6 protein-coding genes are annotated in these 9,061 nt (G+C 60.7%); 3 read left to right on the top strand and 3 right to left on the bottom strand.

The window, feature by feature from the left end:
• The first annotated feature begins 451 nt into the window (after positions 1–451).
• Complete coding sequence (pssA, locus tag QRN20_RS25265; RefSeq protein ID WP_029241257.1) at positions 452–1,795, top strand: CDP-diacylglycerol--serine O-phosphatidyltransferase; 1,344 nt, start codon at positions 452–454, stop codon at positions 1,793–1,795.
• Between the two features lie 56 nt (positions 1,796–1,851).
• Here the strand turns inward: pssA and QRN20_RS25270 are convergent, their stop codons facing one another.
• The 3 genes from QRN20_RS25270 to ku are packed head-to-tail and all read right to left on the bottom strand — an operon-like array spanning position 1,852 to position 6,438.
• Positions 1,852–2,838, bottom strand: a complete 987-nt coding sequence (locus QRN20_RS25270) for an aldo/keto reductase (RefSeq protein WP_029241256.1) — start codon at positions 2,836–2,838, stop codon at positions 1,852–1,854.
• Positions 2,839–2,881: 43 nt separating this feature from the next.
• Positions 2,882–5,482 (bottom strand): DNA ligase D, encoded by a 2,601-nt coding sequence (ligD, locus tag QRN20_RS25275; RefSeq protein WP_122570205.1) that lies wholly within the window; start codon positions 5,480–5,482, stop codon positions 2,882–2,884.
• Positions 5,483–5,502: 20 nt separating this feature from the next.
• Positions 5,503–6,438 (bottom strand): non-homologous end joining protein Ku, encoded by a 936-nt coding sequence (ku, locus tag QRN20_RS25280; protein WP_025995891.1) that lies wholly within the window; start codon positions 6,436–6,438, stop codon positions 5,503–5,505.
• Positions 6,439–6,711: 273 nt separating this feature from the next.
• On the opposite strand from ku, the gene ssuD reads away from it, so the two are divergent.
• Together ssuD and QRN20_RS25290 are read left to right on the top strand one after the other, a co-directional pair.
• Positions 6,712–7,851 (top strand): FMNH2-dependent alkanesulfonate monooxygenase, encoded by a 1,140-nt coding sequence (gene ssuD / locus QRN20_RS25285; protein WP_004887000.1) that lies wholly within the window; start codon positions 6,712–6,714, stop codon positions 7,849–7,851.
• On the top strand, positions 7,851–8,957 hold the full coding sequence (locus QRN20_RS25290; protein ID WP_088235530.1) for a sigma-54 interaction domain-containing protein: 1,107 nt from the start codon (positions 7,851–7,853) through the stop codon (positions 8,955–8,957). The genes ssuD and QRN20_RS25290 overlap by 1 nt, the downstream gene beginning before the upstream one ends.
• Positions 8,958–9,061: the final 104 nt, after the last annotated feature.

The following is a 9,061-nucleotide window of genomic DNA, read 5'->3' on the forward strand; positions in this document are numbered from 1 at the left end:
CGAATCAGCGCCAGGACTCAGCCTTCACCCACGTCGCGTTCTGCGGTGTTCATGCTACCGCGCTACAAAAGCGCATCAGTGCCGCAGCTTCGCTGGATAGCCAGGTGACTTGTGTATAACGATGAGTGCTCTGCGCCACATCACGGCCGGACGCGGAGCGTCCTGAGCGGCGTTACCACGCTGGACCGTGGGAACGATCAGAGATCTCAAGGACGCTGATCGTGCCGATGCTCTGCGTCGGCATGCAGCCCGTGACGCTCTGCGTCACAAATGGCACAGGATGCGGGGCAGTCCGTCGAACGCTCAATTTGCGCCATCGTTTCGGAGAACCCGACGAGACCAGGAAACGCCTTGAAACGCATGGTCACAAGATGAAACAGGACACTGGCGGCGACCTGATGCGTTGTGTGGTGTAAGCTCAGCCGCTGTTGGTTATCCCATCGAGAGGCCTATGCAGTCCAACTTCCGACGCTCGACCCTGGCGGCGCTCCGCGGTTTTGCCCTGCCGGGCGATGCAATCTCCATCGTCCCCTCTGCCGCCGACTACCGGCGCTGCCTGCTGGAAAGGATCGCTTCGGCGACCCGCCGCATCTACATCATCGCGCTGTACCTTCAGCAGGATGAAGCGGGCCAGGAAATCCTCGATGCCCTTTACGCTGCCAAAACTGCCCGCCCGGAGCTGGAAGTGGTGGTGCTGGTCGATTGGTTTCGGGCTCAGCGCGGCCTGATCGGTGCCGGACGCCAGCCGGGCAATTCGACCTGGTATCAGGCGCAGAATCTTGAGTACGACCAGGAAGTGCCGATCTACGGCGTACCGGTCCAGACCCGCGAGCTCTTCGGCGTGTTGCACCTCAAGGGCAGCGTGATCGATGACTGCGTTATCTACAGTGGCGCCAGCATCAATAACGTCTACCTGCACAAGCTCGACAAGTACCGGCTGGACCGCTATCACCTGATCGAGAGCGCACCGCTGGCAGACAGCTTCGTGGATCTGGTGCAGCGCGAAATACTGCCTTCACCGGCCGTGCATCGCCTGGACCTGCAGTCTCCGCCCAGTTCACGCAGCCTGCGCGGCGAGATTCGTGCCTTTCGCAGCAACCTCAAACGTGCGGCCTACGACACCTCCTCGGGCGAAAAGGAAAGCGGTGAGTTTCGCGTCGTGCCGCTGCTGGGCGTCGGTCCGCGCAACGGTCTGAACCGCACCATCTGCGACCTGATCGCTTCCAGCAAGATCCAGCTGACCATCTGTACGCCCTACTTCAATCTGCCGGTGGCCGTGACCCGCGAAATCAACCGGGCGCTCAAGCGCGGTGTAAATGTCGATATCATCATCGGCGACAAGACCGCCAACGACTTTTTCATCCACCCGGACGAACCGTTCAAGGTGATCTCTGCCCTGCCCTATCTGTATGAGATCAGCCTGCGACGTTTCACCCAGAAGCACCGCAAGGCCATTGCCCAGCACCGTTTGAACGTGCACTTGTGGAAGCATGGCGACAACACCTTTCACCTCAAGGGCATCTGGGTCGATCAGCGTTATACCCTGCTGACCGGCAACAACCTGAACCCGCGCGCGTTCAACCTCGACCTGGAAAACGGACTGCTGATCGATGATCCGCAAGGTCAGTGGACTGCGCCGCGACAAGCAGAGATCACCCACCTGATGCGCAACACCCAGCGCGTCAGCCAATACGACGAGCTGGACACGCTGGCGAATTACCCCGAAGGCGTGCGCAAGTTTTTGCGCCGCGTGAGTCGTGTCAGGGTCGAGCGTCTGCTGTACCGGATTCTGTAGAAGACGCTGACGGCACAAGACGGTGTTCGCGATGTTGTTCGCGGACACCGTTGCGATTAACCCGCCAGGGCAATCAACTGCTGACGCTGCGCATCGGTCAGGGTCGGGCCAAACCCGGCGCCGACGTTTTCGGCCATGTAACGCGGGTTCCCGGTGCCTGGAATCACACAGGTAACAGCGGGATTGGCCAGCAGAAATTTAAGCGCCAGTTGCGGCCAGCTGTTCACTTCGACCTGCGCAGCCCAGCCCGGTAAAGGCTTGTCCTTGAGCCGCGACAACAGTCCGCCGCCACCAAACGGCCGATTGCAGATGACCGCCACACCGCGTTCCCTGCACAGCGGCAGGATCCGTTTCTCGACGTCACGGTCGTCAAGAGCATAGTTGATCTGTAGAAAATCCAGTGGCTCGCTCTTGAGCACCGCTTCCACGTCAGCATAAGCGCTCGAGGTGTAGTGGCTGATCCCGATGTAGCGGATGCGGCCCTGCTCCTTCCACTCGCGTAATGTCGGCAGATGGGTCTTCCAGTCCAGCAGGTTATGAATCTGCATCAGGTCGATCCGGTCAGTCTGCAGCAGCTTGAACGACTCCTCCATCTGCGCGATGCCTTCGCTACGTCCCCGCGTCCAGACCTTGGTTGCCAGAAACGCAGGAGATCGCGGCTCATGAATCGACAGTAATTCCCCGGTGGTCTGCTCGGCGCGCCCGTACATGGGCGAGCTGTCGACCACACTGCCGCCTGCCGCGAACAACGCGTCGAGAACCGGGCGCAGCTGCTTGTAGGCCGGGCTGGAAGTGGCCACATCAAAACCGCGATAAGTGCCAAGGCCAACGACAGGCAGCGGTTCATTGCTGGAGGGAATCGCTCGGGTCTGCATGGTCTTGCCTCCGGATGTCAGTTTTGAGGGAAGTGATGAAGGGTCGGACGGCGATGGCAGCGTCGGCGGTTTCTGGTCACCGGCAGCAGTGTCGAACACCAGTGCGGCGCCGACACCTGCCGCCAGGGTGAGCAGTCTTCTGCGGGTCAGGTGATGGGGTGGCGTCATGACGTTCTCCTTATCTGTCCTGCACGTGCTTCATTTTGAGTGTTCAGGACCGCTTGGCCCCCAACTGCTTCCACATCTTTTGCGTGATTTTCTGCCGATTACGGTAACCCGCCCACGGATCGCCTTTCAATTCACGCAGACGTTGCTCCAGATTGGTGACGTCCCATTGAGCCGAGGACGTTAGCCCCGCCAGCTCATCGAGCGCTATCGGCACCGAAACGGGAAGCCCGGGCCGGGCACGAACCGAATAGGCGGTGACCGTACTGCCGCCGCGGCTGTTACGCAGGTAGTCGACGAAAATGCGGCCGACGCGGTTTTTCGGGCCCATGGTGGCGGTGAAACGCTCGGGCAGCTGTTGGGTCACGAACTCGGCGATGGCTTTGGCGAAGCCTTTGACCGTATCCCAGTCGGCATGCCGGGCGAGCGGCACGATAATGTGCATGCCTTTGCCGCCGCTGGTTTTCAGAAAGGCGTCAAGCCCAAGCTCTTCAAGCACCGCCAGCACCATTTGTGTGGCCTCGATCATGCTGCGCCAGGGCAAGGCCGGATCCGGGTCAAGGTCGAGCACCAGGTGGTCAGGCGTTTCGATGCGATCGCTGGTCGACCCCCAGGTATGAAACTCGATGGCGCCCATTTGCGCGGCACCGACCAGGGCCTGAACCGTGTCGATTTCCATCAGCGCGGCGTGGCCCGGATCAAGCTTGCGATCCAGTTGCCGGATATGGGGAATCGCCAGGCGCTCGGAGTGTTTCTGAAAGAATTGCTCGCCGTCGATACCCTCGGGGCAGCGCAGCAGCGCGACGGGGCGATTGTTCAGATACGGCAGGATCCAGTCGGCAATCGATTCATAAAACTGGGCCAGTTCGATCTTCTGCGTGCCGCTCTTGCTGTCGATCACTCGATCCGAATGGCTGATGCCGACACTCGCGACATTGACCTTGCCTCGCGCCGTCTTGCTCGCAACTGGAGTCTGCGCAGCCTTCGCTTTAGCACCCTTGGCAGCTTTGGGGCGGCTGGCAATGTCGGCTGGCTGAGGGTACTCACGCACCACCTCACTGGCGGGTTTGTCGCTGCGCAATCCTACGAAAGCTGCCTGACGCAGAATGCCTTCCCGCGTCCACTCCGCGAATTCGGCCTCGCAGATCAGTCGCGGTTCTACCCACTGCACACCCCGCGCCTGTGCCGAGGTGAGCTTCTTGTCGAGCGGCGAGGTATCGCGCTCCAGCGGCTGCAACTGATCGTGCAACTGTTTGAGGGTCTGACTGGTGAAACCGGTGCCGACCCGCCCTGCATAGACCAGACCGTCATCATCATTGACCGCCAGCAGCAAGGCGCCGAACGCCGAGCGACTGCCCTGCGGCGCGGTGTAACCGACGATCACGAACTCCTGACGCAGCCGACATTTGAGCTTGATCCAGTCGGCGTTGCGCTTGCTGACATACAGACTGCCGGCCCGCTTGCCGATCACGCCCTCCAGCCCCATCGCGCTGGCGCTTTCGACGATGTCCTTGTGCCCCGAGCGAAACGCATCGGAGAAACGCAACAGACGACTGCGCTGTTTACCGAGCACCTGTTTGAGCGCATCGCGGCGCTGCTCGATGGGCACCTCACGCAGGTCCTCACCAGTCAGATACGGCATGTCGAACAGGTAATAGAGAATGTCCTTGCTGCGACCGATTTCAAAGGCATTCTGCAACGCCTGAAAATCCGGCAGCCCCTGGTCGTTGAGCACCACGACTTCGCCATCGAACCAGGTGTCCTGCAGTTTCAGCGCCTTGATCGCCTTGGCCAGCTCGGGCAGCCGCTCGGTCCAGTCGTGGCCGTTGCGGGTAAAAAGCCGCACGTCATCGCCCTGAATACGCGTCAGGATGCGATAGCCGTCGAACTTGATTTCGTACAGCCATTCACCCGCAGGGGGCGCGTCCACCAATGTAGCGAGTTGCGGGGTAAGCAATTCGGGAAGCGCGGCCTTTGCCTTGGTGCGGGAAGACATGCGGGAAGGTTTGGCCGGTGCCGTATCGGTTTTGGTCTTTGTCGACCGGGGTTTGGCCTTCGATGCCGGAACCCGTCCGACGCCGACATGCGCACCGCTGATCACGCTCTGCGGCTGTTGCTCGATGATGTCGTATTCGTCGGCAGGCCGGGCGACCGAATCCTTTTCCTTGATCAGCAGCCACTGCTCCTTGCTGCCGCTGCCCTTGAGCCGGGTACGCACCAGTGCCCAGTCACCGGTGAGCTTTTCGCCGATCAGCGTGAACTTGAGTTTGCCCTCAGCGTAGGTCTTGCGCGGGTCGCCATGCGGCTCCCAGACGCCACGGTCCCAGACAATGACGTCGCCACCGCCATACTGCCCCTTGGGAATGCTGCCTTCGAAACTGGCGTAACCCAGCGGGTGATCCTCGACATGCACCGCCAGGCGTTTCTGGGTCGGATCAAGGCTCGGCCCCTTGGGCACCGCCCAGCTTTTGAGCGTGCCGTCCAGCTCAAGACGGAAATCGTAATGCAGGTGGCTCGCGTCGTGCTTCTGAATGACGAAGCTCAACGCATGAGCCTTTGCCGAGCGCATTTTACTGCCCGCCTCGGCAGGCTCCGAGGTGATGTCGAAGTTGCGTTTGCGCGTGTATTCGCTGACAGGCTTGGCCATGGTCAATGTCTCCGTACGGCTCAGGAGGCCTTGCTGGTTTTCTTGCGAGCCGGCGCACGGCGCTTGGCGGGTTCTTTGGTGTCGGGCGCCTTGGACTTGGCGGATTCGCTGGCGGACGCCTTGGCCTTGGTCGCAGGTTTGCTCGCCTTGCTCTTGCTGGCGCCGCCCTTGCCCGCCAGGCTGCGGCGCAACAGGTCGGTCAGATCGATGACATCGGCGCTCTTGCGCTCTTCCTCGCCCTGATCGGTTTCAAGGTCCTGGATCTTGCCCTCTTTTGCCTTGGTCTCGACCAGTTGCATGATTTTGTCCTGAAAGGTGTCGCGGTAGTCTTCCGGCGTCCAGTCGGCACTCATGTCCTTGACCAGACGCTTGGCCATATCGCGCTCGCTCTTGTTCAACTGCACGTCGGTGACCGCATCGCTCAGGTCCAGATCATCGAGCTCGCGCACATCGGCGGGCCAGCGCAGGATCACCATGACCAGCGCTGAAGCCAGCGGCATGACGGCAGCCAGATGCTCCTTGGTGTGCAGCACCACATTGGCCAGCGCTACTTTTTTGGTGTCGTGCAACGTCTCGCGCAGCAGGGCGTAGACCTTTTCGCCGCGCTTGTCGGGGGTCAGAAAGTAAGGGGTGTCGATGTTCTGCAAGGGAATCTGCTGGCTGTCGACGAAGCCGAAGATATCGATGGTTTGCGTGGACTTGGGATGCGCAGCACGGATCTCCTGCTCGCTGAGCACCACGTAACGGTCTTTCTCGTACTCGACGCCCTTGACGATGTTCTCGCTGGACACTTCCTTGCCGGTGACCTTGTTGATGCGCTTGTAGCCCACCGGATCCATGCTGCGCTTGTCGAGCCAGTCAAAATCGACACCTTTCGATGATGTCGCCGAAATCAGTGCCACCGGTATATGCACCAGCCCGAAACTGATCGCGCCCTTCCAGATTGCCCTTGCCATTGCCTGACTCCCTCTGAACTTAAAAAGGTGACAGGCCGGGGTGGGCAAAGTTTCGGCCGGCAGACGAGCGCCAGAGCGGTGTAAGCGAGGCACCCGAAGGTCTGACTTTTATTTATATAACCTAAGAGTCTAAAAATATGGATTAACGTTCTTTTACGGAATAAATCTGAGTGTCTATAAATGGCGTCACTCCGAGGCGCTGTCGACCTGCTGTCCGGGATCCAACAGTTGCCTTCAACGACTCTGACCCGGCCGACCACTCAAGGATTTTTCATGAACGTTTTCTGGTTTCTTCCGACTCACGGCGATGGCCATTATCTGGGTACGACCAAGGGCGCGCGCCCGGTCACGCTCAATTACCTCAAGCAGGTGGCGCAGGCGGCTGATGATCTGGGTTACTACGGCGTACTGATTCCCACCGGGCGTTCATGCGAAGACTCGTGGGTAATCGCCTCGGCGCTGGTGCCGCTCACTGAAAAGCTCAAGTACCTGGTGGCGATTCGTCCGGGCATCATTTCTCCAACCGTGTCGGCGCGCATGGCGGCAACGCTGGATCGACTGTCCGGCGGCCGCTTGTTGATCAATGTCGTCACCGGCGGCGACCCGGACGAGAATCGGGGCGATGGCAGCTTCCTCGATCATAGTGAACGCTATGAAGTGACCGACGAGTTCCTGAAAATCTGGCGTCGGGTCCTGCAAGGCGAAGCTGTGGACTTCGAAGGCAAGCACCTGCGCGTGCAAAACGCCAAGGCGCTCTACCCGCCGATCCAGAAACCCTATCCTCCGTTGTATTTCGGTGGTTCTTCCGACGCGGCCCACGACCTGGCTGCCGATCAGGTTGACGTTTACCTGACCTGGGGCGAGCCTCCAGCCGCCGTCGCCCAGAAGCTGGCTGATGTGCGGGAACGCGCGGCACGCAAGGGCCGGACCGTGAAGTTCGGAATTCGCCTGCACGTCATCGTCCGCGAGACCAGCGAAGAAGCCTGGAAGGCCGCGAGCACGCTGATCGAACACATCAGTGACGACACCATCGCCGCAGCGCAGAAATCCTTCTCGCGTTTCGACTCCGAAGGACAGCGCCGCATGGCTGCCCTGCACGACGGGCGTCGAGACAACCTGGAGATCGCACCGAACCTGTGGGCAGGCGTCGGTCTGGTGCGCGGCGGCGCTGGCACTGCACTGGTGGGCAACCCCGAAGAAGTGGCGGCGCGCATCAAGGAATACGCGGACCTGGGCATCGAGAGCTTCATCTTCTCCGGCTACCCGCATCTGGAAGAAGCCTATCGCTTTGCCGAACTGGTGTTCCCGCTGCTACCGGAGCCTTACGCCAGCCTGGCGGGACGCGGCATCACCAACCTGACCGGCCCGTTCGGCGAGATGATCGCCAACGACCTGCCGCCGCAGGCCAAGTGATGTCGGTGCAACTGCTGACCCTACCTCACTCGCCTGCACTGGCCACCTCGATCAGGGCCACGGCGCAGGTGTTCGAAGACCCGAAATCCAGAGCCCTGCTGGAGCACGTCAGGCAGGTGGCACCCAGCGACGCCAGTGTGTTGATCATTGGCGAAACCGGCACGGGCAAGGAACTGGTAGCCCGTCATGTCCATGCCCTCAGCGCCCGCCGCGACAAGCCATTCGTGGCGGTCAACTGCGGAGCCTTTTCCGAAAATCTGATCGAGGCCGAGCTGTTCGGTCACGAGAAAGGTGCCTTTACCGGTGCTATCGGCGCCAAGGCAGGCTGGTTCGAAGAGGCCAATGGCGGCACGCTGTTTCTCGACGAGATCGGCGATCTGCCCATGAGCCTGCAGGTCAAATTGCTGCGAGTGCTTCAGGAGCGCGAAGTGGTGCGTCTGGGTTCGCGCAAGAGCATTCCGATCGATGTGCGGGTGCTGGCGGCCACCAACGTGCAGCTAGAGAAAGCCATCAACGCCGGACACTTCCGTGAGGACCTCTACTACCGGCTGGACGTGGTCAATCTGGAACTGAGCCCGCTGCGGGACCGACCGGGCGACATCCTGCCGCTGGCGCTGCATTTCATTCAGGTCTACAGCCAGCGTCTCAGGAACGGCCCGGTCAGGGTCAGCCCGGAAGCCGAGCACAAGCTGAAAACCTACAGCTGGCCCGGCAATATCCGCGAGCTGGAAAACGTGATTCACCACACCCTGCTGGTTTGCCGTGACGGGGTGATCCAGCGCGACGACCTGCGCATGTCCAACCTGCGTATCGAGCGCCAGGATGATTACACTCAGCAGGAAGAGACCCCGGAACAGTTGCTGAACCGGGCATTCCAGACGCTGTTCGAAGAACAGGCCGGCGCCCTGCATGAGAAGGTCGAAGACGCGCTGCTCAGAGCAGCGTATCGGTTCTGCCATCACAATCAGGTGCACACCGCCAGCCTGCTAGGCCTGACACGCAATGTGACACGCACCCGGTTGATCCGAATCGGCGAACTGGCCGTCAACAAGCGCAGACCGGGTGAGGCCCTGCAGGGAGACCGGATGTTGCACCTCTCCGTGTGACCGGACCTTCGCCCTCTCATCGTTATACACAAGTCATCTGGCTATACAGTGAGACAGCGCACTGCCGTGCTTTTTTGCGCGATAGTGCGGACACCGCCGATTGC

The organism is Pseudomonas sp. fls2-241-TYG-175 (assembly GCF_030209155.1).
GTDB lineage: Bacteria > Pseudomonadota > Gammaproteobacteria > Pseudomonadales > Pseudomonadaceae > Aquipseudomonas > Aquipseudomonas viridiflava.

What these genes read in the sequence shown, in the direction of transcription:
- QRN20_RS25270 (WP_029241256.1), bottom strand. Translation starts at nt 2,838, where the DNA reads ATGACGCCACCCCATCACCTGACCCGCAGAAGACTGCTCACCCTGGCG.
- pssA (WP_029241257.1), top strand. Translation starts at nt 452, where the DNA reads ATGCAGTCCAACTTCCGACGCTCGACCCTGGCGGCGCTCCGCGGTTTT.
- QRN20_RS25290 (WP_088235530.1), top strand. Translation starts at nt 7,851, where the DNA reads ATGTCGGTGCAACTGCTGACCCTACCTCACTCGCCTGCACTGGCCACC.
- ssuD (WP_004887000.1), top strand. Translation starts at nt 6,712, where the DNA reads ATGAACGTTTTCTGGTTTCTTCCGACTCACGGCGATGGCCATTATCTG.
- ligD (WP_122570205.1), bottom strand. Translation starts at nt 5,482, where the DNA reads ATGGCCAAGCCTGTCAGCGAATACACGCGCAAACGCAACTTCGACATC.
- ku (WP_025995891.1), bottom strand. Translation starts at nt 6,438, where the DNA reads ATGGCAAGGGCAATCTGGAAGGGCGCGATCAGTTTCGGGCTGGTGCAT.